Annotated in this window: 21 protein-coding genes and 1 pseudogene; 9 read left to right on the top strand and 13 right to left on the bottom strand. The window is 68.8% G+C overall.

Going from position 1 to position 26,645, the window contains the following annotated elements:
- The 6 genes from gyrB to dnaA form a co-directional block, all read right to left on the bottom strand.
- Entirely contained in the window at positions 1-2,085 is a 2,085-nt protein-coding gene (gene gyrB / locus N8I84_RS20830) for a DNA topoisomerase (ATP-hydrolyzing) subunit B (RefSeq protein ID WP_313884270.1), read from the bottom strand.
- Between the two features lie 363 nt (positions 2,086-2,448).
- Positions 2,449-2,982 carry a DUF721 domain-containing protein gene (locus N8I84_RS20825; protein ID WP_263230910.1) on the bottom strand — a complete coding sequence of 178 codons (534 nt, stop codon included), beginning with the start codon at positions 2,980-2,982 and terminating at the stop codon, positions 2,449-2,451.
- Positions 2,979-4,100, bottom strand: a complete 1,122-nt coding sequence (recF, locus tag N8I84_RS20820; RefSeq protein ID WP_263230909.1) for a DNA replication/repair protein RecF — start codon at positions 4,098-4,100, stop codon at positions 2,979-2,981. The genes N8I84_RS20825 and recF overlap by 4 nt, the downstream gene beginning before the upstream one ends.
- A gap of 52 nt (positions 4,101-4,152) precedes the next feature.
- A complete protein-coding gene (gene gnd, locus N8I84_RS20815) occupies positions 4,153-5,028 on the bottom strand; it encodes a phosphogluconate dehydrogenase (NAD(+)-dependent, decarboxylating) (RefSeq protein ID WP_263230908.1) in 876 nt (291 codons plus the stop codon).
- Between the two features lie 172 nt (positions 5,029-5,200).
- The gene (dnaN, locus tag N8I84_RS20810; RefSeq protein ID WP_263230907.1) at positions 5,201-6,331 is read right to left on the bottom strand and encodes a DNA polymerase III subunit beta; all 1,131 of its coding nucleotides are present in this window, start codon (positions 6,329-6,331) and stop codon (positions 5,201-5,203) included.
- Between the two features lie 922 nt (positions 6,332-7,253).
- Positions 7,254-9,191: a chromosomal replication initiator protein DnaA gene (gene dnaA / locus N8I84_RS20805; protein ID WP_263230906.1), complete on the bottom strand. Its 1,938-nt coding sequence runs from the start codon at positions 9,189-9,191 to the stop codon at positions 7,254-7,256.
- 425 nt (positions 9,192-9,616) lie between these two features.
- Between dnaA and rpmH the strand changes: the two genes are divergently transcribed.
- From rpmH to N8I84_RS20760, 9 genes are all read left to right on the top strand, one after another.
- Complete coding sequence (rpmH, locus tag N8I84_RS20800; RefSeq protein WP_003956500.1) at positions 9,617-9,754, top strand: 50S ribosomal protein L34; 138 nt, start codon at positions 9,617-9,619, stop codon at positions 9,752-9,754.
- Between the two features lie 18 nt (positions 9,755-9,772).
- Entirely contained in the window at positions 9,773-10,147 is a 375-nt protein-coding gene (gene rnpA / locus N8I84_RS20795; RefSeq protein WP_263230905.1) for a ribonuclease P protein component, read from the top strand.
- The gene (gene yidD, locus N8I84_RS20790) at positions 10,144-10,497 is read left to right on the top strand and encodes a membrane protein insertion efficiency factor YidD (RefSeq protein WP_263230904.1); all 354 of its coding nucleotides are present in this window, start codon (positions 10,144-10,146) and stop codon (positions 10,495-10,497) included. The genes rnpA and yidD overlap by 4 nt, the downstream gene beginning before the upstream one ends.
- A 3-nt stretch (positions 10,498-10,500) precedes the next feature.
- On the top strand, positions 10,501-11,790 hold the full coding sequence (gene yidC, locus N8I84_RS20785; RefSeq protein ID WP_263230903.1) for a membrane protein insertase YidC: 1,290 nt from the start codon (positions 10,501-10,503) through the stop codon (positions 11,788-11,790).
- Between the two features lie 15 nt (positions 11,791-11,805).
- Positions 11,806-12,318: a Jag family protein gene (locus N8I84_RS20780; protein ID WP_263230902.1), complete on the top strand. Its 513-nt coding sequence runs from the start codon at positions 11,806-11,808 to the stop codon at positions 12,316-12,318.
- 118 nt (positions 12,319-12,436) lie between these two features.
- Complete coding sequence (gene rsmG / locus N8I84_RS20775; RefSeq protein ID WP_263230901.1) at positions 12,437-13,153, top strand: 16S rRNA (guanine(527)-N(7))-methyltransferase RsmG; 717 nt, start codon at positions 12,437-12,439, stop codon at positions 13,151-13,153.
- Between the two features lie 314 nt (positions 13,154-13,467).
- Positions 13,468-14,541 (top strand): ParA family protein, encoded by a 1,074-nt coding sequence (locus tag N8I84_RS20770; RefSeq protein ID WP_313884345.1) that lies wholly within the window; start codon positions 13,468-13,470, stop codon positions 14,539-14,541.
- Positions 14,538-15,641 (top strand): ParB/RepB/Spo0J family partition protein, encoded by a 1,104-nt coding sequence (locus N8I84_RS20765; RefSeq protein ID WP_263230900.1) that lies wholly within the window; start codon positions 14,538-14,540, stop codon positions 15,639-15,641. The genes N8I84_RS20770 and N8I84_RS20765 overlap by 4 nt, the downstream gene beginning before the upstream one ends.
- 326 nt (positions 15,642-15,967) lie before the next feature.
- Complete coding sequence (locus N8I84_RS20760) at positions 15,968-16,585, top strand: GNAT family N-acetyltransferase (protein ID WP_103837289.1); 618 nt, start codon at positions 15,968-15,970, stop codon at positions 16,583-16,585.
- A gap of 114 nt (positions 16,586-16,699) precedes the next feature.
- Here the strand turns inward: N8I84_RS20760 and trxA are convergent, their stop codons facing one another.
- The 7 genes and pseudogenes from trxA to N8I84_RS20725 form a co-directional block, all read right to left on the bottom strand.
- Positions 16,700-17,032: a thioredoxin gene (trxA, locus tag N8I84_RS20755; protein WP_103837288.1), complete on the bottom strand. Its 333-nt coding sequence runs from the start codon at positions 17,030-17,032 to the stop codon at positions 16,700-16,702.
- 41 nt (positions 17,033-17,073) lie between these two features.
- Positions 17,074-18,045 (bottom strand): thioredoxin-disulfide reductase, encoded by a 972-nt coding sequence (gene trxB / locus N8I84_RS20750; protein WP_263230899.1) that lies wholly within the window; start codon positions 18,043-18,045, stop codon positions 17,074-17,076.
- A 186-nt stretch (positions 18,046-18,231) separates the two neighbouring features.
- On the bottom strand, positions 18,232-19,164 hold the full coding sequence (locus N8I84_RS20745) for an anti-sigma factor family protein (protein ID WP_263230898.1): 933 nt from the start codon (positions 19,162-19,164) through the stop codon (positions 18,232-18,234).
- On the bottom strand, positions 19,161-19,874 hold the full coding sequence (gene sigM, locus N8I84_RS20740; protein ID WP_263230897.1) for an RNA polymerase sigma factor SigM: 714 nt from the start codon (positions 19,872-19,874) through the stop codon (positions 19,161-19,163). Before sigM ends, N8I84_RS20745 begins: the two co-directional genes overlap by 4 nt.
- A 27-nt stretch (positions 19,875-19,901) precedes the next feature.
- The gene (locus tag N8I84_RS20735) at positions 19,902-21,623 is read right to left on the bottom strand and encodes a protein kinase family protein (RefSeq protein WP_263230896.1); all 1,722 of its coding nucleotides are present in this window, start codon (positions 21,621-21,623) and stop codon (positions 19,902-19,904) included.
- Between the two features lie 118 nt (positions 21,624-21,741).
- Positions 21,742-24,056: pseudogene (murJ, locus tag N8I84_RS20730) on the bottom strand (murein biosynthesis integral membrane protein MurJ).
- Positions 24,057-24,101: 45 nt separating this feature from the next.
- The gene (locus N8I84_RS20725) at positions 24,102-26,528 is read right to left on the bottom strand and encodes a DUF6049 family protein (protein ID WP_263230895.1); all 2,427 of its coding nucleotides are present in this window, start codon (positions 26,526-26,528) and stop codon (positions 24,102-24,104) included.
- Positions 26,529-26,645: the final 117 nt, after the last annotated feature.

Below are 26,645 nucleotides of genomic sequence, written 5' to 3'. Positions count from 1 at the left end.
TCAGATGTCGAGGAAGCGGACGTCCTTGGCGTTGCGCTGGATGAACGCGCGCCGTGCCTCGACGTCCTCGCCCATCAGGACCGAGAACAGGTCGTCGGCCTGGGCGGCGTCGTCGAGGGTGACCTGGCCGAGGACGCGGTGCTCCTGGTCCATGGTCGTGACGCGCAGTTCCTCGGCGTTCATCTCGCCGAGCCCCTTGAAGCGCTGGATCGAGTCCTCGCGGACGCGCTTGCCGCGCTGCCGGCCCATCTCGATCAGCGCGTCGCGCTCACGGTCCGAGTAGGCGTACTCGATGTCGTCCCGGCCCCATTTGATCTTGTACAGCGGAGGACGGGAGAGGTACACGTGCCCGGCCTCGACCAGCGGCCGCATGAAGCGGAACAGGAAGGTCAGCAGGAGGGTGCTGATGTGCTGGCCGTCCACGTCGGCGTCCGCCATCAGGATGATCTTGTGATAGCGGAGCTTCTCGATGTCGAAGTCCTCGTGCACACCCGTCCCGAAGGCGGAGATCAGCGCCTGGATCTCCTGGTTCTGCAGGATCTTGTCGATCCTGGCCTTCTCCACGTTCAGGATCTTGCCGCGGATCGGGAGGATCGCCTGGTACTGCGGGTTGCGGCCGGACTTGGCCGAGCCGCCGGCGGAGTCACCCTCGACGATGAAGATCTCGCACTTGGCCGGGTCGTTCGACTGGCAGTCGGCGAGCTTGCCCGGCAGCGACGCGGTCTCCAGGAGGCCCTTGCGGCGGGTGAGGTCGCGGGCCTTGCGGGCCGCCACACGCGCGGTGGCCGCCTGGATGGCCTTGCGGACGATGTCTGCGGCCTCGTTCGGGTTGCGGTCGAGCCAGTCGCTCAGGTGTTCGTAGACCGCCTTCTGGACGAAGGTCTTCGCCTCGGTGTTGCCGAGCTTGGTCTTGGTCTGTCCCTCGAACTGGGGCTCGCTCAGCTTGACGGAGATGATCGCGGTCAGACCCTCACGGATGTCGTCACCGGTGAGGTTGTCGTCCTTGTCGCGCAGCAGCCTCTTGTCGCGCGCGTACTTGTTGATCAGCGAGGTCAGCGCGGCGCGGAAGCCCTCTTCGTGCGTACCGCCCTCGTGGGTGTGGATGATGTTGGCGAAGGAGTACACGCCCTCGCTGTAACCGCTGTTCCACTGCATCGCGACCTCGAGGGACAGGCTCTTGTCCTTGTCCTCGGCCTCGAGATCGATCACGGAGGGGTGCACCACGTCTCCCTTGCGGGAGTTGAGGTACTTCACGAAGTCGACGATGCCGCCCTCGTAGTGGTACGTGACGGTCTTGACCTCGTCCTTCTCGTCGGCACCCGCCTCGTCCGCACCGGAGGTGGCCTTCGCCGACTCGCGCTCGTCGGTGAGCCTGATCGTCAGGCCCTTGTTGAGGAACGCCATCTCCTGGAAGCGCCGCGAGAGCGTCTCGAAGGAGTACTCGGTGGTCTCGAAGATGTCCGGGTCCGCCCAGAAGGTGACCGAGGTCCCGGTCTCGTCGGTCGCCTCGTGCTGGGCGAGCGGAGCCGTCGGGACGCCCATCTTGTAGTCCTGCGTCCAGCGGTGGCCGTCGGTCTTGACCTCGACGGACACCTTGCTCGACAGGGCGTTCACGACGGAGACGCCGACGCCGTGCAGACCGCCGGAGACCGCGTAGCCGCCGCCGCCGAACTTGCCGCCCGCGTGCAGGACGGTCAGCACGACCTCGACGGCCGGCTTCCCTTCGGAGGGGACGATGCCCACCGGGATGCCACGGCCGTTGTCGATGACGCGCACGCCGCCGTCGGCCAGGATCGTCACGTCGATCGTGTCCGCGTGACCGGCCAGCGCCTCGTCGACCGAGTTGTCGACGACCTCGTACACGAGGTGGTGCAGTCCTCGCTCACCGGTCGAACCGATGTACATGCCGGGTCGCTTGCGGACCGCGTCAAGACCCTCGAGGACGGTGATGGCGCTGGCGTCGTACGACGCGGTGACCTCGCCGTTGGAGGCGGCCTCCGCGCCGTTCAGGCCGGCGTCGGTGGACGGGATGTTCTCGTTGGGGTTGCCGGAATCGGCCACGAAGCGCCCTTTCTGGCACAGCACGAGCCGGGCTCGTCGGCGGGTTGCCGGAGCGGCTGCGGCATGTTGCGTTGGTAAGCCTTGATCAGCGTTGCTCAGCTTTTCCCGGACGGTCCCCACGTTCGGGGCGGGATTGTCGTCCAGTCTACCGGTAGCGCCGACAGTGATGGGGGTTTGCCGGTACCTGAGTCCGCATGTGCCGCCCTCAACCGGTCTCGCCCGACTCCCCATATGCGGAGCGGGGCCCCAAGAGGCTCTGAGCGGCACTCAGCGCTTCCGGCTGTCAACCCTTGGCTACGTGGGAGTAAGAGCGGTCTTCGCGACCGCGTCCGGGCACGCCGAAAGAGCCAGTCGCCCCCGGCCGCAGACGGATTTGTGTGATGTCTGTCACCCGTAGGTGTCCCCGGGCCCTGAGCTCCCCGGCGCGCGCAACGGGCCGAAGCGGGGGGCGGGACCGCCGGGGCCCTGGACCTTGATCAGCCGGACCGTGCCGTGCCCCAGGTCCTCGTTGAGCCGCGCCACCAGCTGCGGGGCCAGCAGGCGCAGCTGCGTCGCCCACGCCGTGGAGTCGCACCGCACGACCAGGACCCGCTCGTCCTCGTCGTACGTCTGCGGAACGCAGTGGCGGGCGAGGTCCTCGCCGACGATCTGCGGCCAGCGGCCCATCACCCCGCCCACCGCGGCCGGGGTCTCCCAGCCCCGCTCGGCGATCAGCCGGTTGATCGCCGCACCGAGCGGCAGGGGGTCGCGGCGGTCGCCGCGCGCGCCGGAGCGCAGACCGCCGCTGCGCGCCTGCCTCTTCTGCTGCGCCGCCTCGCCCCGCGCGCGTGCCTGCTCCTTCGCGGCCCGCAGCGCCACGCGCGCGAGGTCCACGCCGGACAGCTCCGGCGCCTTCTTCGGTGTGGGCTCGTCGGTGCTCATGCGCGCTCCACGGTGCCGTCGGACACGGAGTACCGCGTCCCCGTCAGTACGTCCGGTACGTCGTCGTCGACCGCGGCGGTCACCAGGACCTGCTCCCCGGGCGCCACCAGCTCCGCCAGCCGCTCGCGCCGGCGGCTGTCCAGCTCGGCGAAGACGTCGTCGAGGACCAGCACCGGCTCGTTGCCCTCCGCACGCAGCAGGTCGTACGACGCCAGGCGCAGCGCCAGCGCGTACGACCAGGACTCGCCGTGGGACGCGTACCCCTTCGCGGGCAGCTGGCCGAGTTTGAGCAGCAGGTCGTCCCGGTGCGGTCCGACCAGGGTGACGCCGCGTTCGATCTCCTGTTTGCGGGCCTCGGCGAGCGCCGCCGTCAACTGCTCGTAGAGGGCCTCACGCGTGTGCGCCTCGCCGGGCGCGGACGGCTTGTACTCCAGGGCGACCGGGCCGCCGCCGGGCGCCAGTTGTTCGTACGCCTTGTCGGCGAGCGGCTGGATCGCCGCGATCAGATCAAGGCGCTGGGCGAGCAGTTCGGCGCCCACGCGCGCGAGGTGCTGGTCCCAGACGTCGAGGGTGGACAGGTCCATGGAGCGGCCGCCGTGACGGCGGGCCAGCGCGGCCGACTTCAGCAGGGTGTTGCGCTGCTTGAGGACCCGGTCGTAGTCGGAGCGGACGCCGGCCATGCGCGGGGAGCGCGCGGTGATCAGCTCGTCCAGGAAACGGCGCCGCTCGCCCGGATCGCCCTTGACCAGTGCGAGGTCCTCGGGCGCGAACAGCACCGTCCGTACGATGCCGAGTACGTCCCGGGGCCTGACCTGTGAGGATCGGTTGATGCGGGCGCGGTTGGCCTTGCCGGGGTTCAGTTCCAGCTCGATCAGCTGCTGTCTCTCGCCCTGGCGCACCGCGGCCCGGATGATCGCGCGCTCGGCGCCCATGCGGACGAGGGGGGCGTCGGAGGAGACGCGGTGGCTGCCGAGGGTGGCCAGATAGCCGACCGCCTCCACGAGGTTCGTCTTGCCCTGGCCGTTCGGGCCGACGAAGGCGGTGACGCCCGGGTCGAGCGGGACTTCGACCCGGGCGTACGAGCGGAAGTCGGCCAGCGACAGATGCGTGACGTGCATGGTCGTTCGCCGACCTCCCCCAGGGTTGTGGACCGCCGTGCGGCCCTGTGGATTACTTCTTCTCTACGGCGTGGCCGCCGAACTGGTTGCGCAGCGCGGCGATCATCTTCATCTGCGGGGAGTCGTCCTGCCGCGAGCTGAAGCGGGCGAACAGGGACGCCGTGATGGCGGGCAGCGGGACGGCGTTGTCGATGGCGGCCTCGACGGTCCAGCGGCCCTCGCCGGAGTCCTCGGCGTAGCCGCGCAGCTTGTCCAGGTGCTCGTCGTCGTCCAGGGCGTTGACCGCGAGGTCGAGCAGCCAGGAGCGGATGACGGTGCCCTCCTGCCAGGAGCGGAAGACCTCGCGGACGTTGTCCACGGACTTGATCTTCTCCAGCAGCTCCCAGCCCTCGGCGTAGGCCTGCATCATGGCGTACTCGATGCCGTTGTGGACCATCTTCGAGAAGTGGCCGGCGCCGACCTTGCCCGCGTGGACCGAGCCGTACGGCCCCTCCGGCTTGAGCGCGTCGAAGATCGGCTGCACCTTGGCGATGTTCTCGGGGTCGCCGCCGTACATCAGCGCATAGCCGTTCTGCAGGCCCCACACACCGCCGGAGACGCCGCAGTCGACGAAGCCGATGCCCTTGATGCCGAGTTCGGCGGCGTGCTTCTCGTCGTCCGTCCAACGGGAGTTGCCGCCGTCCACGACGACGTCACCGGGCTCGAGCAGCTCGGCCAGTTCGTCGATCGTCGACTGGGTCGGGGCACCGGCCGGGACCATGACCCAGACCACGCGCGGGTCCTTCAGCTTGCCCACAAGCTCTTCCAGGCTGTGGACATCGGCAAGGTCCGGGTTGCGGTCGTATCCGATGACGGTGTGGCCGGCGCGGCGTATCCGCTCGCGCATGTTGCCGCCCATCTTGCCGAGGCCGACGAGACCGAGCTCCATCAGTTGTTCCTTAAGTCGCTGTGTGGAGTGTGGGGCACCTTCGTACCCGTGTCCGAGCCTAAACCCGGACGGTCACGCACAGCTGTGGGCATACGCGCTCATACGTGGTCCCACCTGCGGCTTACCCCTGGGACCCGTCATCCACCGGACCCCAGGGGGCTGTGGACGACCGTCAGCCGCTGAGGCGCACCGGCATGATCAGGTACTTGTACGCCTCGTCCGCCTCGGCGTCGATGGCCGGCTTGCCGCCCAGCAGCGCGGGCTTCGTGGACGTCGTGAAGGACAGCTGGGCAACCGGGGAGTCGATCGCGCTCAGGCCGTCCAGCAGGAAGGTCGGGTTGAAGGCGATCGAGATGTCGTCGCCCTCCAGCTGGGCGTCGACCCTTTCCACAGCCTGTGCGTCGTCGCTGGAACCGGCCTCCAGGATCAGCACGCCCTGCTCGAAGCTCAGCCGAACCGGGGTGTTGCGCTCGGCCACCAGCGCCACGCGCTTGACGGCCTCCACGAAGGGGGCGGTCTCCAGGGTGGCGACCGAGTTGAACTCCGTCGGGAACAGCGTGCGGTACTTCGGCAGGTCGCCCTCCAGGAGACGGGTCGTCGTCCGCCGCCCGGCGCCCTCGAAACCGATCAGGCCCTCGCCCGCGCCGGAGCCGGACAGCGCCAGGGTCACACTGTCGCCGCTGGTCAGCGCCTTGGCGGTGTCCAGGAGCGTCTTGGCGGGCACCAGGGCGACCGCGGACGCCTCCGGGTTCTCCGGCTTCCACAGGAACTCGCGGACCGCGAAGCGGTAGCGGTCGGTGGAGGCCAGCGTGACCGTGTCGCCCTCGATCTCGATGCGCACACCGGTCAGCACGGGCAGCGTGTCGTCACGGCCGGCGGCGATCGCGACCTGCTGCACGGCGGAGGCGAAGACCTCGCCTGGGACCGTGCCCGTCGCGTTCGGCATCTGCGGCAGCGCCGGGTACTCCTCCACAGGCAGTGTGTGCAGGGTGAACCGGGAGGAGCCGCAGACCACCGTCGCCCGTACACCGTCTGTGGAAATCTCCACCGGACGGTTGGGGAGGGCGCGGGAGATGTCGGCGAGGAGGCGGCCGGAGACGAGGACCGTGCCATCCTCCTCGACCTCCGCCTCCACGGACACGCGCGCGGAGACCTCGTAGTCGAAGCTGGACAGGCTCAGCTGGCCGTCCTCGGCCCTCAGCAGCAGGCCGGCGAGGACAGGCGCCGGCGGACGGGCCGGGAGGCTGCGCGCCGCCCAGGCCACTGCCTCCGCGAGTACGTCGCGTTCCACCCGGATCTTCACCGTAAGCCGCCTCCTGCTGTTGCCGGCGCTCTCGCCCTGCCTGGCCTTCGTCGTCTGACTCGGTGTCGTGGGTCCCGGTGAGGGGAAGGACACCGGGGACCAGTCTGACGCACCCCACTGACAGTAGGTGCCTCTCGGGGTCAAGTCGTGACGAGGGGCAGTCGGGAGCCGGAGGGCGAGTTGTGCACAGACCCCGCTTCCAAGCGAATTCCCCGGTCTCTCTAGTTGGGAGTAGTAGTAGGGCCTGTGGAAACCGTGGATAACCGCGTTGCCCCAGGTCGGAGGCGGAATTTTGTCCACGGGGCCTGTGGGCGCAGCCCGTGGACAACCAGGGGTCTCTGTGGAGAACGGAAAGTTCTGCACACCCCGTGCACAGCCTCGGGGCACTTCTCCCCAGTGCCGTCCCCAGCTTTACCCGCCTTTCCCACAGGGCAACCCAGCACCTTGGTGTGACGCCTTTCACTCCCGTCGGTGAGGAGGCGCGCCGCGTTGCCGAACAGTGGACAGGACTGTGGAGAAGCTGGGGATCACTGGGGACAACCCGCCTCGGCCTGTGGGTTGCCGGTGGACAACCCCGTGCACAGCCTGTGGATCTCCTCCTCGTCCACAGACTGTGGAGACTCCCCGTCCACGAATCCACAAGCCGGTGAGCTGGCGTGATGCTTCTTCCCCCGCACCCCCTGTGGACACGATCTGGACAACTCCGCAGTCCCCAGGATGTGGATGGAAGAAAGTCACCGGATCTGTGGAGAGCGGCCGTAACCCGGGAGGTAATCGAACAGCGGGTGGCGCAGGGCATCCGTGGACCGGGGCGCGAGCAAGCCGCCCCGAGCGCGACGGGAACGCAAAAGGCGCCCCGGGGCCTTGCCCCGGGGCGCCTGCGGAGGCGTAGGACCGTCCGCGTCGGCCCGTGCCGACCGCGTCAGCCGTTCTTGATGCGGTTCGTCAGTTCCGTCACCTGGTTGTAGATGGAGCGCCGCTCCGCCATCAGCGCGCGGATCTTGCGATCGGCGTGCATCACCGTCGTGTGGTCGCGGCCCCCGAACTGCGCGCCGATCTTCGGCAGCGACAGATCGGTCAGCTCACGGCACAGGTACATCGCGATCTGGCGTGCGGTCACCAGCGCGCGGCCGCGCGAGGTGCCGCACAGGTCCTCCACCGTCAGCCCGAAGTAGTCCGCGGTGGCGGCCATGATGGCCGTCGCGGTGATCTCGGGGGCAGTGTCCTCGCCGCCCGGGATCAGGTCCTTGAGCACGATCTCCGTCAGGCCCAGGTCCACGGGCTGCCGGTTGAGCGACGCGAACGCCGTCACCCGGATCAGCGCGCCCTCCAGCTCGCGGATGTTGCGCGAGATCCGGGAGGCGATGAACTCCAGGACCTCCGGCGGCGCGTTCAGCTGCTCCTGTACCGCCTTCTTGCGCAGGATCGCGATGCGCGTCTCCAGCTCCGGCGGCTGGACGTCGGTGATCAGTCCCCACTCGAAGCGGTTGCGCAGCCGGTCCTCCAGGGTGACCAGCTGCTTGGGCGGCCGGTCCGAGGACAGCACGATCTGCTTGTTGGCGTTGTGCAGGGTGTTGAAGGTGTGGAAGAACTCCTCCTGCGTCGACTCCTTCTGGGCCAGGAACTGGATGTCGTCGACGAGCAGGATGTCCATGTCGCGGTAGCGCTTGCGGAAGGCATCCGCCTTGCCGTCGCGGATGGAGTTGATGAACTCGTTGGTGAACTCCTCCGAGCTCACGTACCGCACGCGCGTGCCGGGGTACAGGCTGCGCGCGTAATGCCCGATCGCGTGCAGCAGGTGGGTCTTGCCGAGCCCGGACTCCCCATAGATGAACAGGGGGTTGTACGCCTTGGCCGGTGCCTCGGCGACGGCGACGGCGGCGGCGTGCGCGAAGCGGTTCGAGGCACCGATCACGAACGTGTCGAAGAGGTACTTGGGATTCAGACGCGCGGTGGGCTCGCCCGGCCCGGTCGCCGGCGCGGGCTGCGCGGCCAGCGGACCGGGGGCGCCGGTCGTGGGCAGGTTCGGGCCGACCGGACCCCCTCTGTGCACATGGCCGTTGCCGGAGGGCGGCTCCGGGAGCTCACGGCGGTCGGGCCGTTGCTGCTCGTAGTCGGGGCGACCGCTGTCGTAATCCGGGCGCCCACTTTCGTAATCCGGGCGTCCGCCGTCGTAGTCGGGGCGTCCGCCGTCGTAGTCCGAGCGCTGCTGCTCGTACGGCGACCGGTCCAGGGACTGCGCGCGGTAGTCCGGTGTCGCGTAAGGGCCGCGCTCGGGGAAGCCGAGGCGCTGCTGCTGCCAGCCGTAGTCGTCCTGGGTGGGGCGTGGCCAGGCGCCGGGCTCAGGTCGCTGGTATTCGCCCGGGTACGCAGGCCGGGCGGCCGGGAGCTGGTCGGCGCGGGCGGGCGGGAGCTGGTCCCCGGGACGCTGGTCGGGGCGGCCGGCGCGGTGGTCGCGGTGGTCGTCGGCACGGTGACGGCCGTACCCCTCGTAGCCGCCGCCGTCATAGGCGTCGCGGCCCTGCGGAGAGGGCAGCTCGGGTTCGTCGTAGCGCGACTGGGCGGGCGGGGCGGGCGGCTCGCCCGCGGAGTCGTCGACGGTGATTGCGATACGGATCGGACGGCCGCACTCACGGCTCAGCGTCTCGCTGACGATCGGCGCCAGCCGACCCTCGAGGACACCCTTCGCGAACTCGTTCGGAACGGCGAGCAGGGCGGTGTCGGCCACCAGCGCCAGCGGCTGGCAGCGCCTGATCCAGTGCTCGTCCTTCGCCTCGACGCCCGGCCCGTGGCCCTCACCGAGGAGCTGCTCGAGTACTCGCGGCCACACTGCGGCAAGATCGGCGGGTACGTCAGCCACAGGGCACGCTCTCTCACAGGTCCCACGAACGTGTGGTTGCGGGACGGGTCGGGATGTGAATCGGTTCGGTCAGGTCGGGAGCAAAACTGCTCGGGCAGGGATAAAAGAACGAATCGGAGTCCAGTCACGGTAGTCAGGGCGGCCCGTGCGGTTCAAGTTGTTGTCCCCAGCCTGTGGACAAGTGTCCCCGACCGGCCACCGGTTTGACCGGATGGCGCAGCCCCGCGTACCGTAACCAGGTCGAGTTGTCGATGGCTGCTGCCGCCTGCCTCCGATGGGCACAGATCACGTACCAGTGTGCCGACCAGGGCACATTTCAGTGATCGGGAAGCGGTGCACTCGGGCGTAATGCGAGCTACTCGTGGGCGCACGGTGACAGCCAGGCGGCACCCCGCCACCCACCGAATCATTACTGGAGCCCCCGAGTGAGCAAGCGCACCTTCCAGCCGAACAACCGTCGTCGCGCGAAGACCCACGGCTTCCGGCTGCGTATGCGCACCCGTGCCGGCCGCGCCATCCTGGCGTCCCGCCGCAGCAAGGGTCGCGCCCGCCTGTCCGCCTGATCGCGTACAGGTCATGACGTGCTGCCTACCGAGCATCGGCTGAGGCGGCGCGAGGACTTCGCGACCGCGGTACGCCGAGGACGCCGGGCCGGACGCCCGCTTCTCGTCGTCCACCTTCGTAGCGGTGCCACGGACCCGCACGCGCCTGGGGAGAGCGCTCCCCCGACGCGTGCGGGTTTCGTCGTGAGCAAGGCGGTGGGTGGAGCGGTCGTACGCAACAAGGTGAAGCGCAGGCTTCGCCATCTGATGCGTGACCGAGTGGCCCTGTTGCCCCCCGGTAGCCTGGTAGTCGTACGAGCGCTGCCCGGTGCGGGTGACGCCGACCATGCACAGCTGGCCCGAGACCTGGATGCCGCCTTCCAGCGGCTGCTGGGAGGAGGGGGCAAGCGATGAAGTACCCACTACTGGCTCTGATCAAGCTCTACCAGTGGACGATCAGTCCACTACTCGGGCCGGTGTGCAAGTACTACCCGTCGTGTTCCCACTACGGCTACACAGCTATCGATCGGCACGGTGCGATCAAGGGAACGGCACTCACCGCCTGGCGCATCCTGCGGTGCAATCCGTGGTCGCTCGGCGGTGTGGACCATGTCCCGCCGCGCAAGCGCCCGCGGTGGCACGAAATGTTGCGTAACGCCTGGCGTGCACGCAAGGGCGGGCCCTCCGCCGCTGAACCGGCCGCCGACGGGGACATCCCTTCGAGCCCGGTCGCAGAGACCTCGTCCCATGCCCAAGGAGCATGATTAGTGGACACGATTGCCAGCCTCTTCAGCTTCATCACGACACCCGTTTCCTGGGTCATCGTCCAGTTCCACAAGGTGTACGGCGCGATCTTCGGCGCTGACACGGGCTGGGCCTGGGGCCTGTCCATCGTGTCCCTGGTGATTCTGATCCGTATCTGCCTGGTCCCGCTCTTCGTGAAGCAGATCAAGGCGACCCGGGCGATGCAGACGCTGCAGCCCGAGATGAAGAAGATCCAGGAGCGCTACAAGAACGACAAGCAGCGCCAGTCCGAAGAGATGATGAAGCTGTACAAGGAGTCGGGTACCAACCCGCTCTCCTCGTGCCTTCCCATCCTGGCGCAGTCTCCGTTCTTCTTCGCCCTGTACCACGTGCTCAACGGCATCGCGACGGGCAAGACGATCGGCGTCATCAACGAGCCGCTGCTCGCCAGCGCACGTAAGGCGCACATCGTCGGTGCCCCGCTGGCCGCCAAGTTCACCGACGGTGCGGACAAGGTCGCCGCGCTCGGCGCCTCGCTGACCGACGTCCGGGTCGTCACCGCGATCATGATCGTCCTGATGTCGGCCTCGCAGTTCTACACACAGCGCCAGCTGATGACGAAGAACGTCGACACGACGGTGAAGACGCCGTTCATGCAGCAGCAGAAGATGCTGATGTACGTCTTCCCGGTCATGTTCGCCGTCTTCGGTATCAACTTCCCGGTCGGTGTCCTCGTCTACTGGCTGACCACCAACGTGTGGACCATGGGCCAGCAGATGTACGTCATCCACAACAACCCGACACCGGGTTCCAAGGCTCAGGCCGCCTACCTGGAGCGTCTGACCAAGCACGTCACGCATCACGGCAAGATCCGCAGGCGGAGCGAGAAGGCCATCGTCAAGGCGATCGTCGCCAAGGGCCGGGACCGCAACGAGTTCGAGCGCAAGTTCATCAACGGTCTGACCAAGGCGGGCCTTGCGGCCCAGGCCGACGGCACTGTGGTGAAGAGCGAGGTCACGGCCGTCGCCACCGCCGATGACGCGACGACGGTCGCCGGTGCCGCCGGCCCGAAGCGTCAGCAGCCCAAGCGGCAGAGCAAGGCGCAGCGCCAGTCCGGTGGGGCCAAGCCGGCCGGGGGCTCCGAGCCGACGTCCTCCTCGCCGTCGCTGGAAAAGGCCGATGAGCCGCAGGACGCCAAGCCTGCCGGTGCCGCCAAGAAGGCGACGCAGGAGCCCGGCAATGGCACCCGTAGCCGGGCCCAGTCCGGCCAGCGCAAGGGTCCGCAGCGGCCCAAGTCCCCGTCCAAGAAGTAAGAAGGAGTCCATCCCGTGACGGAAGGCACCACCTCCGCCGCTGCCGAGGGTGCAGACACCCTGACCCGCCTGGAGCAGGAGGGTGAGATCGCGGCGGACTACCTCGAAGGTCTGCTGGACATCGCCGATCTCGACGGCGACATCGACATGGACGTCGAGGGCGACCGCGCTTCCGTGTCGATCGTCAGCGACACGGGCAGCCGTGACCTGCAGAAGCTGGTCGGCCGTGACGGTGAGGTGCTGGAGGCGCTCCAGGAGCTCACGCGCCTGGCCGTGCACCGGGAGACCGGCGACCGCAGCCGCCTGATGCTCGACATCGCGGGCTTCCGCGCCAAGAAGCGCGCCGAGCTCTCGGAACTCGGCGCCAAGGCGGCGGCCGAGGTCAAGAGCACGGGGGAGCCCGTGAAGCTCAAGCCGATGACGCCGTTCGAGCGCAAGGTGGTGCACGACGCGGTCAAGTCCGCGGGCCTGCGCAGCGAGTCCGAGGGCGAGGAGCCGCAGCGCTTCGTCGTCGTGCTGCCCGCCTGAATCGGTCCGTACATCTCTCCGGCCCCGTCTGTAGCGCAGACGGGGCCGAACTTTGTCAGCCTGGTAGTTCTGGTGATCGGCGCTGGTCGCGCTGATGCGGTACGGAAGGACGGTCCCCGTGACGGAGGCAGCGGAGCTCCCCCCTGCGCCCGAACAGGCACGTGACGTATTCGGTGATCGCTTCGCGGATGCGGTCCGGTACGCCGAGCTGCTGGCAGAGGCGGGCGTGCAACGAGGGCTGATCGGCCCGCGCGAGGTGCCCCGCCTGTGGGAGAGGCACCTGCTGAACTGCGCGGTGCTCTCGGAGGTCGTCCCCGAAGGGGTGACGGTGTGCGACGTCGGCTCGGGTGCCGGCCTGCCCGGTATCCCCCTGGCACTCGTTCGGAACGACCTGAAGATCACGCTGCTCGAGCCGCTGCTGCGGCGCACCAATTTCCTCACCGAGGTCGTCGAGCTGCTCGGCCTTGATCATGTGACCGTCGTTCGCGGTCGTGCCGAGGAGGTCATGGGCAAGATTCCGCCGGTCCATGTCGTGACCGCGCGGGCGGTGGCTCCGCTGGACCGTCTGGCCACCTGGGGTATTCCGCTGCTGCGTCCCTACGGGGAGATGCTTGCCCTCAAGGGCGACACTGCGGAAGAGGAGCTGAAGAGTGCGGCCACCGCTCTGGCCAAGCTCGGTGCGGTGGAGACGTCCATCCTCCATGTAGGGGAGGGCATCGTGGACCCGCCGTCGACCGTGGTGCGGGTCGAGGTCGGGGAGAGCCCCGGTGGAGTGCGGTTCGCGGCCAAGCGGGCTAAGGCGGCCCGAACGGGCCGGGTACGCCGACGTCGTTGATCTGGCGGTTGTCTGATCTGGTCTGAGTGTGGGCCGTACGCCACACAAGCTGCCAAACCTACGCATCTCGGAGTGTCGCGGAGGCCCGACCGCGGCTGCTGTGCATCGTGTTTCACGTGAAACATCGCTCACTGCTGCACGGCATCATCAGTCGCGGCCGGGCCGCGGCCGAACCCCGCGAACGTAAGCCTCTCCGATCGCTCGGAAAACGGTCCACTCAGAGCGTGGTGTCCCCCGTGGAGGGTACGGAGTTGTCCACAGAGGTGGATTTCTCCACAGAAGACCAGACCTCACTGGTTCACAACCCCGAAGGCATGGGAGGCTCTGTTCATTGCGAGCCTGAAGTCGAGGAGAGTGAATCCTTGCGGTCCGACGCCAACATCGCGGGACCGATGACCGATCCGGTCCCCGGTCCCCGTACCGAGTCGATGGGGGACGATGTTTCACGTGAAACACCGCCCCCGATGGACGACACTCCCATCGGTCGTGCTGCCCAACTTGCGGTGGAGGCACTGGGTCGTGCCGGCGAGGGACTGCCGCGGCCCGAGCAGACCCGGGTCATTGTGGTCGCCAACCAGAAGGGCGGTGTGGGCAAGACGACGACGACCGTCAATCTCGCCGCTTCCCTCGCCCTGCACGGCGCCCGCGTCCTGGTGATCGACCTGGACCCGCAGGGCAATGCGTCCACCGCGCTGGGGATCGACCACCACGCCGAAGTCCCCTCCATCTATGACGTGTTGGTCGAGAGCAAGCCGCTCGCGGAGGTCGTCCAGCCCGTCCCTGACGTGGAAGGTCTCTTCTGCGCTCCCGCCACGATCGATCTCGCCGGTGCGGAGATCGAGTTGGTGTCCCTGGTGGCCCGGGAGAGTAGACTTCAGCGGGCGATCCAAGCCTATGAGCAGCCGTTGGACTACATCCTCATCGACTGCCCGCCCTCTCTTGGCCTGTTGACGGTCAACGCCCTGGTCGCCGGGCAGGAGGTGCTCATCCCGATCCAGTGCGAGTACTACGCACTGGAGGGTCTGGGGCAGCTGCTTCGCAATGTCGATCTGGTACGGGGGCACCTCAACCCGGCCCTGCATGTGTCGACCATCCTGCTCACCATGTACGACGGCCGGACGCGCCTGGCATCACAGGTCGCGGAAGAGGTGCGCAACCACTTCGGCGACGAGGTGCTGAGGACCAGCATTCCTCGCTCGGTCCGTATTTCCGAGGCGCCGAGCTATGGACAGACGGTGCTGACTTACGATCCAGGATCGAGCGGTGCCCTGTCGTATCTTGAGGCGGCACGTGAAATCGCGCTGAAGGGTGTCGGCGTCCACTATGACGCACAGCACGCCCATGTCAGCGCGCGGACGGAACAGAGCATGGTGGAGGGGATTCAGTGAGCGAGCGACGGAGGGGGTTGGGCCGTGGTCTCGGCGCACTGATCCCTGCTGCCCCGACAGGGGACAAGGCGACGGCTCAAGGGGCCGTGGGCGGCGGTGCACCTGTCTCACCGGCGGCGGCGCCTGTCCTGACGACGGACCGGGGAGTGGCGGCCGCGAAGGTGGCCACGCTGTCGACTGTTTCACGTGAAACCGAGGACACGTCCGCGCAGGGCGCGGTGGAGACGACCGCGTCGCCGATCGGTGCCCACTTTGCCGAGCTGCCCCTCGACGCCATCACCCCGAATCCACGGCAGCCACGTGAGGTGTTCGATGAGGACGCGCTCGCCGAACTCATTACCTCCATCAAGGAGGTCGGCCTTCTCCAGCCGATCGTGGTGCGTCAGGTGGGTCCGGCGCGCTACGAGCTCATCATGGGCGAGCGGCGCTGGCGGGCCTGCCGTGAGGCCGGTCTGGAGGCCATCCCGGCGATCGTGCGAGCCACGGACGACGAGAAGCTGCTCCTGGACGCCCTCCTGGAGAACCTGCACCGAGCGCAGCTGAACCCGCTGGAAGAGGCAGCCGCCTATGACCAGCTCCTCAGGGACTTCAACTGCACCCACGACCAGCTGGCCGACCGCATCGGCCGGTCGCGTCCCCAGGTGTCCAACACCCTGCGGCTGCTGAAGCTGTCGCCGGCGGTACAGCGTCGGGTGGCCGCCGGGGTGCTCTCCGCGGGCCACGCCCGGGCGCTGCTGTCCGTGGAGGACTCCGAGGAGCAGGACCGGCTGGCGCACCGCATCGTGGCCGAGGGGCTGTCCGTGCGCGCCGTCGAGGAGATCGTCACGCTCATGGGGTCCCGGCCGCGCAGTGCCCCGCGTTCCAAGGGGCCACGTGCCGGTGCCCGGGTTTCCCCGGCTCTCAGCGATCTGGCGACGCGGCTCTCGGATCGCTTCGAGACCCGGGTGAAGGTCGACCTCGGACAGAAGAAGGGCAAGATCACCGTCGAGTTCGCCTCGATGGAGGATCTGGAACGGATCCTCAGCACGCTTGCCCCGGGCGAGGGGCCGGTCCTGCACACGAGCCTGCAGGACGGCGATGCCGGGGAGCCGGAGGACTGAGCCGTCCGGGTGAAGCCGGTCGCGGATCAGCGACCCTCCGGGTGGGCCGTGTCCGGTGTGTACCGGAACACGGCCCGCTCTTTGCTTTCAGGCAGTATCGATCGAATCACCAACGTGGATACGATGCGTTCGGGTATGGCGCATCCACCTGACGGCACCTTGATCGGGGAGGCGGGGGCCATGCGAACCATGAGCCGTACCGGACTGGTGACCGCGGGCCTGAGTGTGGGAGCGGTCGGCGGGTTCGTCGGCAGCCTGCTCAGGGAGCGGAGCGCTCTGACAGCCGCCCGCAGTGCTGCGGGCGAAGGAAGCGAGGAACTGCCTTCATGGGGCGTCGGCTCGTACCGCTCACGCTGGACAACCTTCCGGACCTTCCCAAGCGCTGTCGCGCGTGTGTCTTCTGGGAGCTGGACCCCGTCAGCGGAGAGGCGGCGGTAAAGGCCGGCACGTCCGCGCTCGAGAAGGAGGCCTGGATCTCCGCCGTCCTGCTGGACTGGGGCTCCTGCGGCCGGGTGGTCTACGTGGACGACGTACCGGTGGGTTTCGTGCTGTACGCGCCGCCCGCCTATGTCCCGCGTTCCACGGCCTTCCCCACGAGCCCGGTGTCACCGGACGCGGTCCAGCTGATGACCGCCTTCATCATGCCCGGTTACCAGGGCCAGGGGCTTGGCCGGGTGATGGTTCAGACGGTCGCCAAGGATCTGTTGCGCCGGGGCTTCAAGGCGATCGAGGCCTTCGGCGACGCACGCTGGAAGGAGCCGGCGTGCCTGCTGCCCGCCGACCATCTGCTGGCCGTGGGATTCAAGACGGTACGGCAGCACCCGACGTACCCTCGGCTCAGGCTGGAACTGCGCTCGACGCTCTCGTGGAAGGAAGACGTCGAGTTGGCGTTGGACCGTCTGCTGGGAGCCGTGCAGAAGGAGCCGGCACTGCGGCCTCTGTAGCCGGGCTCATGCGTAGGGGCCGACCCCTGAAGGTCGGCCCCTACGCGTTTCACGTGAAACATCGCCACTGCGCTCGGTGGCTTGGCTCGGCGGCCTGGTTCGGCGCCTCGCCGTCTACTCGGCGATGAAGTCCTCGAGGTCGCGAACGATCGCGGCCTTCGGCTTGGCACCGACGATGGTCTTGGCGACCTCGCCACCCTGGTAGACGTTCAGGGTCGGGATCGACATGACGCCGTACTTGGCGGCCGTCGCCGGGTTCTCGTCGATGTTGAGCTTGACGACCTCGATCTTTTCGCCGTACTCGGCGGCGATCGCCTCGAGCGACGGGGCGATCTGGCGGCAGGGGCCGCACCAGGCCGCCCAGAAGTCCACCAGGACGGGCTTGTCGCTCTTGAGGACGTCCTCCTCGAAGGAGGCGTCGGTCACGTTCTTCAGGGTGCCTGCCACGGCGGGCTCCTTACCTCGGTGATGCGATGGCGAAACGGGGGTCAGACGGTGGTCTTCTCGGGCTCGGCCTGCTGCTCGCTGTCCGCGAGGGCGGCGAGGTAGCGCTCTGCGTCCAGGGCGGCGGAGCAGCCCGTGCCTGCGGCGGTGATCGCCTGGCGGTAGGTGTGGTCGACGACGTCGCCCGCGCCGAAGACACCGGCCAGGTTGGTGCGGGTCGAGGGGGCGTCCACCTTGAGGTAGCCCTCCTCATCGAGGTCGAGCTGCCCCTTGAACAGCTCGGTGCGCGGGTCGTGCCCGATCGCGATGAACAGGCCGGTCACCGGCAGCTCGGTGAGCTCCCCCGTCTTCAGGTTGCGCAGCGTCAGGCCCTCGAGCTTGGGGTTGCCCTTGATCTCGGCGACCTCGCTGTCCCACACGAACTTGATCTTCGTGTCGGCGAAGGCGCGGTCCTGCATCGCCTTCGAGGCCCGCAGGGTGTCACGACGGTGGACGATGGTGACGGACTTGGCGAAGCGTGAAAGGAAGGTGGCCTCCTCCATCGCGGTGTCGCCGCCGCCGATCACGGCGATGTCCTGGTCCTTGAAGAAGAAGCCGTCACAGGTGGCGCACCAGGAGACTCCGCGGCCGGAGAGGGCGTCCTCGTTCGGCAGGGCCAGCTTGCGGTGCTGGGAGCCGGTGGCGACGATGACGGCCTTCGCCTTGTGCACCGTGCCGGCGGTGTCCGTGACGGTCTTGATCTCACCGGTGAGGTCGACGGAGACGATGTCGTCCGGAATCAGCTCGGCACCGAAGCGCTCGGCCTGCGCGCGCATGTTGTCCATGAGCTCGGGGCCCATGATGCCGTCCTGGAATCCGGGGAAGTTCTCGACCTCGGTCGTGTTCATGAGCGCACCACCCGCGGTGACGGCGCCCTCGAACACCAGTGGCTTGAGCGACGCGCGCGCGGTGTAGAGCGCCGCCGTGTAACCGGCGGGCCCGGAGCCGATGATGATCACGTTACGGACGTCGCTCACGGCTTGATTCCTCGTCTCTGGAGACTGCTGCTGCCTACTGCCGGTGGGAGCCTCGCTCGGCGCTCTCACCCCACCCAACGGATCCTAAGGGGCCCGCATTCCCGGTGCGTCCGGGCACACGGAGACGCGGCACCGCACACAGTTCCCAATGACACCCGGATAGGAACCGGTCCGGGGTGCGAAACCTCAGGAGCGGGCGTACGAGTGCGTCAACAGCACCTTGCCGGGGGACCCCGAGGCCTGCTTCACGCAGGCCGCATCGACGATGTAGGCCGTGACCTTCGTGCTGTCGGAGGCGTCGGGGGTGACGAGGAGATAGACGAGGGCCCCCTGGTACACACCCTTGTCGGCGGCGAGGACGCTCTCGTTGGTGGTGATGGCCTGCTGTACACAGGTCGGCACGTTGACAGTGGTGTCCTGGAGCGTCTTGTTCGGCCGCATGCCTGAAGATCCGGCCGTGCCGGGGTCGGACTGGACGCCCCAGGGCTTGGCACTGGCGGACCCGCCCTCGTCCGTCTTCCCGGCGAGCAGGCTGACGACCTGGCTCTGCAGCGTGCCGGCGGAGTAGGTGTGCGCGGCGTCGGTGTGCTGCGGCGTGGCCGTTGTGTTCTTCCCCGTGTCGCCGCCCAGCGTCTGCACCAGCAGGACGCCCAGACCCACGGCCGCAGCTGTGAAGACGGCGGCCACGGCGACGGTCCTGCGGCGGACGCGACGGGTGCGCTGGGCGCGGCCGGGTCCGGTGGCTGCACGGGCGTGGCCCGAAGGGCGGTCAGCGGCGGAGGGGGGCGCTGTTTCACGTGAAACATGCGCAATGAGTTCAGGGGAATCGACATCCGCGCTCTCGGGCGTCGACGCTGGTGCCGCGACGTCCGGCAGCGCCTCCGCGGCGAGCGCGGCATCGATACGGCTCGCCACATCGTCGGGCATACGTGGCGGGCCCGGAAGCGTGCCGAGGAGTCCGCGGATCTCCCCCAGGGAGTCGTACACGTCCGCACACAGGGGGCACTCGTCCAGATGCCGCCGCACGTCCTCCACACGGGAGGGTGGCAGAAGACCTTCGCTGAGGTCGGAGAGCTCCTCGACGTCCGGATGCCCGGCCATATCGGTCGTGGATGTCACGCTCGCCCACCTCCGCCCTTCACAGCAGCTGAATCGCTCGGCCCTGCATCATGTGGTCCTGCTGCGGGTGGGACGGATGCCCCCTGAACCCGGTTCCGTCCACCACCCGACTTCTTGACGTCCCCGCCGCCGCCCTCCGCGCGCAGGTGGGTGAGCAGCGGCAGCAGTCTGGCTCTGCCGCGGGCACAGCGGCTCTTCACCGTGCCCGTCGGCACATCGAGGATGCGGGCGGCTTCCGCGACCGGGTAGCCCTGCATGTCCACGAGGACGAGCGCGGCACGCTGGTCCGGGGGCAGGGTCCTCAGAGCCTCCAGCAGCTGTCGGTGCAGATCATTCCGCTCGGCCGGCGCCGAGGCCGACTCATGCGGCTCCAGGAGCTGCTCCAGCCGCTCGGTGTCGTCCACGGGCGAGGTCTTCCTGGAGGCCGCCTTACGGGCGCGGTCCAGGCACGCGTTCACCGTGATCCGGTGCAACCAGGTCGTGACGGCGGACTGGCCCCGAAACGTATGGGCCGCCCGGTAGGCAGAAACCAGAGCGTCCTGAACGGCGTCGGCGGCCTCCTCACGGTCCCCGAGCGTGCGCAGGGCCACGGCCCAGAGCCGGTCGCGGTGTCGGCGCACGATCTCACCGAAGGCGTCGGGGTCGCCCTCTACGTGACGGGCGAGGAGGTCCTGATCGCTTGCATCGTCGTATGCGGTGCCATCCGCCATCGGACCCCCTCCCCCCTTGATGAATGCTCAGCCCGTGAACTTCACATCGGTGATGGCCTGCTTGTAGCCCGCACCGCTGTAGCCGTCGCTCGGTGCCATCGGCACATCGGTGATCCACAGCAGGACGTACTGCGTCTTGAGAGTCTTCGTCGCCTTCATCGTGAGAGAGGTTCCGCTCGTGGTGGCGGTTCCGATCTCCTTCATTCCTGCGATCCCTGTGGAAGGGGACAGCGAGTCCGTGGCATACAGGTGAACGGTCGTGTGGTCGCCCGGGTAACGGAGCCCTATGGACGCGGCCGTGATCTCCTTGGGGGAGCCGAGGTCGTAGACGATGCCCACACCGGGCTTGTAGGGCGCCAGCTTCGGGCCGTCCTCGTAGCGCTTGGTCCGCCAGTATGTGGAGCTGTCCCCGTCGTACGTGTTCTTGACATCCTCAGGGGCCTGCGCGTCACCGCTCGCGACGTACTCCTGCGCACCCTGGATCTTGATCTGGGTGAGCGGCTTGGGCGTGATGCCGCCGTTCTTGTCGTTCCCGTCCGTCGTATGCGTCTGGTTCGTGTTGTCCGACTTCTTGCCCTGGTCCATCAGGGCTTCCGCGAGTTGCCAGCTGCCCAGGCCCAGCGCCGCGATCAGCAGCGCGGAGACCGTCCACTTGAGGGCCTTGCCCGTGCGGCTCTGCAGCGGGGGCGGCGGGGCCGGTACGGGCTGGGTGATGCCCGGGTGGGCCGCGGGGCGGCCGTACGTGCCCTGCTGGTACGTCGTGCGCTGGTAGTCGGGCGGCGCTGTGAAAGAGGGCTCCGGCGGGCGGATGCGTGGCATCTCACCGATCGCCTTGACCAGTTCCTCGGGCGTGGTGCACGGGGCCTCGTGGCGGGAGGCGGTGGCACCGTCGTTGGCCAGCGCGCGCATGGCGAGTTCGGACAGACCGCGGTGCACGCCGGCGCGCACCTGGTCGGGGGCGATCAGGCCGACGCCCTTGGGCAGCCCGGACAGACCGTAGGCGTCGTCCTCGTAGGGCCAGCGCTGGGTGAGGGCGGCGTACAGGAGCGCGCCGATGGCCTCCGTGTCGGTCCGCTGCGGTGTGTCGGAACTGAGGCCGCGCAGGGCGGCGTTCACCGCGAGGCCGCGGATGCGCCACTGGCCTGAGGAGGTGCGCAGGATGGTGCCGGGGTTCAGGCGGAGATGGGAGAGGCCCTCGCGGTGGGCGGCGGCCATGGCTTGGGCCACCTGGGTGACCATCTGGTAGGCGTCGTGGGCCTCCAGCGGTCCGGTGGCGAGCAGCGTGGTCAGTTCGACGGCGTCGGGCAGCCATTCGTGCACGACATAGACGAGGTCGTTCTCCTCGACCGCGTCCAGGACCTGCACGAATCGCGGATCGCCCAGCAGCGCCGAGGAACGGGCCGCGGCCAGCACGGAACGCGCCCTGGTGTGGTCTGAGGGAAGAACATGAATGCCGACGGCGCGGCGGAGTTTTTCGTCCACCGCACGCCAGCTGCTGAATCCGTCCAGACGGGTGACGCACTCCTCGAGACGGTAGCGTCTGGCGAGCTTGTGGCCGCTGTGCAGCTCGGGTGGTGAGGCCTTTCCGGGACGCTCGGTCCCACCGCTCCCCTGCGGCTCGTCGCTGTCCGTGTCCCGCTCCCGGTCCTGGGCCACCCCGTCGGACGTGGACTGGTCCGCCTTGGCGGTCAGCGGCTCGTCACCGCTGTTGTCTGCCACGTCGACGGCAGCCGTGCTCCGTTCCGCCACCGTCGTACCTGCCTCCCCATCCGTTGCGCGCTGTCCGACGCAGAAACCAATTGTGCCCACAGTCCGCCGCCATGCACGACACACGGCGGCGGACAATGGTTGTGCGCGTACCCCCGCCTCAGCGCCCCAGGCGCCCGCGGACCATACCGACCATTGAGTTGAGTTCCTCGATGCGCATCTTGCGTGCGGCGACGTAGAAGACGCCGAGAAGCAGGGCGCCACCGCCGACGAGGGCGGCCAGCGAGCCGGCGACCCCCTGCCCCAGCGTCTGGCCGATTTCGTAGCAGGCCGCTCCGCTCAGCAGAGCGGCCGGCACCGAGGCGATGCCGAGCCGTGCGTACGTCCGCAGCACCCGGGCGCCGTCCAGGTCGCCGCCCAGCCGCTTGCGCAGCCGGGCCCAGGCGACACCGACGCCGATCGCGTACGCGAGGCCGTAGGAGCCCGCCATGCCGATCACGGCCCAGCGGGCCGGGAGGACGAAGTAGCAGACGGCGGAGGCCCCCGCGTTCACAGCGGCCACGATGACCGTGTTGTAGAAGGGGGTGCGGGTGTCCTCATACGCGTAGAAGGCGCGGAGGACGACGTACTGCACGGAGTACGGAATGAGGCCGAGGCCGAAGGCCATCAGCATGTAGCCCATGTTGGTGGCCTCGCTGGTGCCCGACGAGCCGAAGATCAGGGTGCACATCGGGATGCCCAGCGAGACGAACCCGAAGGCGATCGGCACGATCGCGACGGCTGTGGTGCGCAGACCCTGCGAGATGTCGTCGCGGACCGCTCCGCCGTCGCCCTCTGCGGCCGAACGTGAGATGCGCGGCAGCAGGGCCGCCATCAGGGAAACGGTGATGATCGCCTGCGGGAGCCCCCAGATCAGCTGGGCGTTGGCGTAGGCGGCGAAGCCGGTGCCGTCGACCGGGGAGTGCTTGCCCGCCGAGGTGGACAACTGTGAGACGACGAGCGCGCCCGCCTGGTTGGCGAGCACGAACAGGACGGTCCACTTGGCGAGAGTCGCGGCCTTGCCCAGGCCATGGCCCTTCCAGTCGAAGCGCGGCCGCAGCCGGAAACCGGTCTCGCGCAGGTACGGGATCATCGCCAGGGCCTGTACGACCATGCCGAGCAGCACGCCGATTCCGAGCAACCGCTGCCCCTCCGGCGGGATGTTCGTCACCTTCATCCCGGAGTTGGCCGCGCTGCCGTACACCCAGATGAATGCGCCGAGCGTCACGATGATGACGATGTTGTTCAGGACCGGGGTCCACATCATCGCGCCGAACTTCCCCCGCGCGTTGAGGACCTGACCCATCACGACGTGGATGCCCATGAAGAAGATGGAGGGCAGGAAGTAACGGACGAAGGTGACGCCGACCTCGTTGGCCGCCGGGTCGCTGGCGACCGAGTCGGACAGCAGGCGGATCAGGTAGGGCGCCCCAAGGATCGCGACCACGGTGAGCCCACCGAGCGCCACCATGACCAAGGTCAGCAACCGGTTGGCGTACGCCTCGCCGCCGTCCTCGTCCTCCTTCATCGCGCGCACCAGCTGCGGCACGAAGACGGAGTTGAGGCCACCGCCCACGGTGAGGATGTAGATCATCGTCGGCAGCTGGTAGGCGACCTGGAAGGTGTCGCCGAGAAGGCCGACACCGAGCGCCGAGACGATCAGCGCCGAGCGGATGAATCCGGTGAGCCGGGAGACCATCGTGCCCGCCGCCATCACGGCGCTGGACTTCAGCAGGTTCGAGGCCCGGCCGCCCTTCTTCCCTTGGGGCGCGGGTGGCGCGGCGGCGAGCTCGGCGGTGGCCTCGGGCGCGGCCGCCGGTGCCGCATCGGCGGCCGGTGAAGGAGCAGCGTACGTCCGCTCCTGGGGGCCGCCTGGGCGTAGGCCGGCGCCGGGTACGGCCCGGCCGGGCCCTCAGCCGGTGCGGGGCCCGGTACGGACGGCTGCCGCACGTACGGCTGTCCGCCGCCTTGCTGCTGGTCCCTGAACAGGTGCGCGAAGGCGTCCGGCTCGTGGCGCTCCTCGCCGGCCTGGGTGACGAGGTCGTCGACGCCCACGAACTGGGTGGTGCGGGGGTCGTCGCCGTACGGCAGGTACTGCGAAGGTCCCTCCGGCTCGGGCGCCGGCGGCTGGGCCCACACGCGAGGGTCGGGGGTGTACTCCGGAGTCGGCGGCTGGGCGTACAGGGGCTGCTGCGGCTGGTACGGGCCGGGGGGCGGCGGGGGGTGCGCCGCGCGGTCGTAGAGCGCCTCGGTCACCGGGTCCTGAGCGGAGAGGTCGTGCGCCTGGTAGGGGTCCTGGTGGTAGGCGTCCTGGAGGTACATGTCGGCCGGGGGCTGCGGCGGTACCTGATCGGGCTGGTGCGGTGGCGGGCCCTCGGGGTAGCCCGAGCTGCCCACGGCGCCCTGCTCGCGGTCACCGTCGTACGGCGCGTTCATGGTTACCCCACCTCGTTGTCCCCGGGCCCTTGGCCACGACATCGCTCAACGGTCCACTCTCTCACCCGTCCCGGACGGGTCGGTGCTTTCCGGTGCGGTGTCCGGCCCCGGGTCACTCGGGTGCTCCGGGTCGTCTGCCCCGGTCTCCGCGCCCGACTCCTGTGCGGGTGCCGCTGCGGATCCTGCGGTGTCCCCAGTGTCTACGGCGGCGTCGGCGGCCTTGTTCAGACCTCCGTCGTCCGCGTGCTGCGGGTCGTCCTGCCGCTCCTCCTCGGCCTGCCGTGCGGCCAGGCGCTTGCGCTGTGTGTACATGCGGAACCCGGCGAGCACCAGCAGCAGGACACCACCGGCGATGACGAGCATCACCGTGGGGGTGATCTCGGTGACGTTCACGTCGAAAGTGATCGGAGGGCCGTACGCCTGCCCGTCCTCGGTGAACAACTGGGCGACGACCGCGGCCCGGCCGTTGGCGTTGGCCGTGGTGGTGAACTTCACGGACTGGCTGTGCCCGCCCGAGACGGAGATGGGCTGCTCGAAGTAGGGGCCGTTGCCGATCTTCAAACGCGTCGGCTGCTGGGAGGTGAGCCGCAGGACCAGGTGGTCGACCCCCTGCATGAGATTGTTCTGCACCGTCACGGGGATGGTCGCGCTGCGGCCGGAGAGCTTCGTCTCGGACTTCTCGATCAGCCGCACCTGGTCGGTGAGCCCGTCGAGGTACGACTCCACGCCCTGGCGGAAGTCGGAGGCCTCGGAGGCGTGCCCGCGCCACGAGGTGGACATCGCGCGGTCTATGGCCCGCCCGAAGGGGGTGACCACTCGTGCGGGGTCGGTCAGGATCACCTTGAAGCTGTCGAGCTTGTCCTGCGTGTTTTCGATCTGCGCGAACGCGGACTGCGGAAGTTCCTGCCTGCGCAGCGAGGAGGGGTAGCGGGAGGCGGCCGGCACCTTCGTCGTGGCCTCCGGGTCCGGCTTGGCCTTGGCGGCCGCCGACAGATCGGCCGACTCCGACCAGTGGCCGCCCTGCAGGGCCGTCAGCGCCTCCGCCATCGACTGGGCCTGGCTCGAGGACGGCATCCGCGGGGGAGCGACCACGATGCTGCGCTGCTTGTCCGGCTCCTCGAGGTTGATCATCAGACTCTGCGCCAGGAAATCCTGCACTGCGCGGGTGGAGCTCGCGGCCGAGGTCATGTCGCCGTCGAACGCGCTCGACAGGCCGTCGTCCGAGACCACCGCCGTGGTGCCGCCCCCGATGGGGCGCGCGGCGGTGGGCGTGTAGGACAGGCCGCGGCTCTCCTGGAGGCTGTCGCTGCCGGCGATCACCTTGTCGGCGCCGGCAGAGGTGGCGACCTTGATGATGGAGGGGTCGATCGCTCCGTCCACGGGCCAGGCGAAGTCCGTGTCGGGTTTCACATGGAGGATGGTCTCCACGGTGCTCGCGGCGACGTCCGTGGCGTCCTTGAGGTGGCTGAGGGAGCCGGTGACGTTCTTGCCGTTGTGGGCGAGCGAGGCCAGGTCGGGGTCGCCGTAGGGCAGAGCGACGACCTCCTTGTTCTGGACCGCCTTCTGAAGGTCGGCGAGCCACTGCTTGGCGACCGCCTGGCTCTTGCCCGCCGTGACCTTGTCGCCGTCGCCCTTGACGCTGTAGCTGCCCGCCATCGCGTCCACGGAGGCGAGCAGGTCGGGGTCGATCACCCAGGTGACGTCGAGGTTGCTGCCCTGTGAAAGGAGCTGCGAGAGACGGCCGCCAGGAGAGATCTCCTTGGCCAGGTCGTCGTTCTGGAAGACGGGGGTCTGCTGCTGGTCGGGGAGGGTCTCCGCGGTCATGTGGGCATCGGAGACCAGCGGCCACAGGAACGTCGTCTGCGTCTTGGCGGCGGCGTCGTCGGGCTGCCAGGGCAGGAACGTCCGCTGGATGCCGAGCACCTGCTCGTAGGGTTGCGCGGCGGTCTGGCCGGAGAGCGAGACGCCGAGGGGGTAGACCCCGTCGGAGCCGAGGTCCAGTTCCTTGACGGGCACGGAGATGCTGAATTCCTGGGTGGCACCGGGCGCGAGCTGGGTGAACTTCTCGACGTACTTGCCGCCGACCTCGGTGCCGTCGACGCCCGGCAGGTAGCCGGTGCGCCGGGCGACGCTGTCGATGGACGCGCGGCTGGTCAGCTCCTGGCCGACACGCAGGCCCACGTGGGCGTCGGTGACGGCCTGCCTGCCGTTGTTGGTGACCGTGCCGGAGACGGTGAGGGTGTCGCCGTCGGTCGGCACGCTGGGGCTGAGCGAGTCGAGGGAGACAGTGACCGCTCGGGAGCTGCCGGCCTCCACCGCGGCGCCTCTGACGGCGGCGTGCGCGGCCGGGCCGGCGGGCAGCTGCAGGAGGCCGGCCAGCAGGGGTGCGCCAGCGAGCAGCGCTCCGGTACGCCGGAGCCACCGGCGGGCAGGTGAGGAACTCATCCCCTGGAAGTCTGCCGCCTCGGCCACGCGCTCGCCCGTCCCTCGTCGTCAGTGGTCGTCGGAATGTGCGTCCCCGCATGGTAACGATGTGCGCGGAAGGGAAGTGCCGCGGTCCGCACCACAAGATCGGAAAGAGGGCGGGGC

Origin of the sequence: Streptomyces cynarae, assembly GCF_025642135.1 — a bacterium.
In the GTDB taxonomy this organism is placed as follows: domain Bacteria; phylum Actinomycetota; class Actinomycetes; order Streptomycetales; family Streptomycetaceae; genus Streptomyces; species Streptomyces cynarae.
Note: the sequence above shows the minus strand (reverse complement) of the source record. Positions and strands in the feature narration are given on the sequence as shown.

Bases quoted from the DNA above. Each gene is read 5' to 3' on its own strand.
- N8I84_RS20825 (WP_263230910.1), bottom strand. From the start codon at position 2,982: ATGAGCACCGACGAGCCCACACCGAAGAAGGCGCCGGAGCTGTCCGGC.
- recF (WP_263230909.1), bottom strand. From the start codon at position 4,100: ATGCACGTCACGCATCTGTCGCTGGCCGACTTCCGCTCGTACGCCCGG.
- gnd (WP_263230908.1), bottom strand. From the start codon at position 5,028: ATGGAGCTCGGTCTCGTCGGCCTCGGCAAGATGGGCGGCAACATGCGC.
- yidD (WP_263230904.1), top strand. From the start codon at position 10,144: ATGAAGTACCCACTACTGGCTCTGATCAAGCTCTACCAGTGGACGATC.
- N8I84_RS20770 (WP_313884345.1), top strand. From the start codon at position 13,468: ATGGGAGGCTCTGTTCATTGCGAGCCTGAAGTCGAGGAGAGTGAATCC.
- N8I84_RS20760 (WP_103837289.1), top strand. From the start codon at position 15,968: ATGGGGCGTCGGCTCGTACCGCTCACGCTGGACAACCTTCCGGACCTT.
- sigM (WP_263230897.1), bottom strand. From the start codon at position 19,874: ATGGCGGATGGCACCGCATACGACGATGCAAGCGATCAGGACCTCCTC.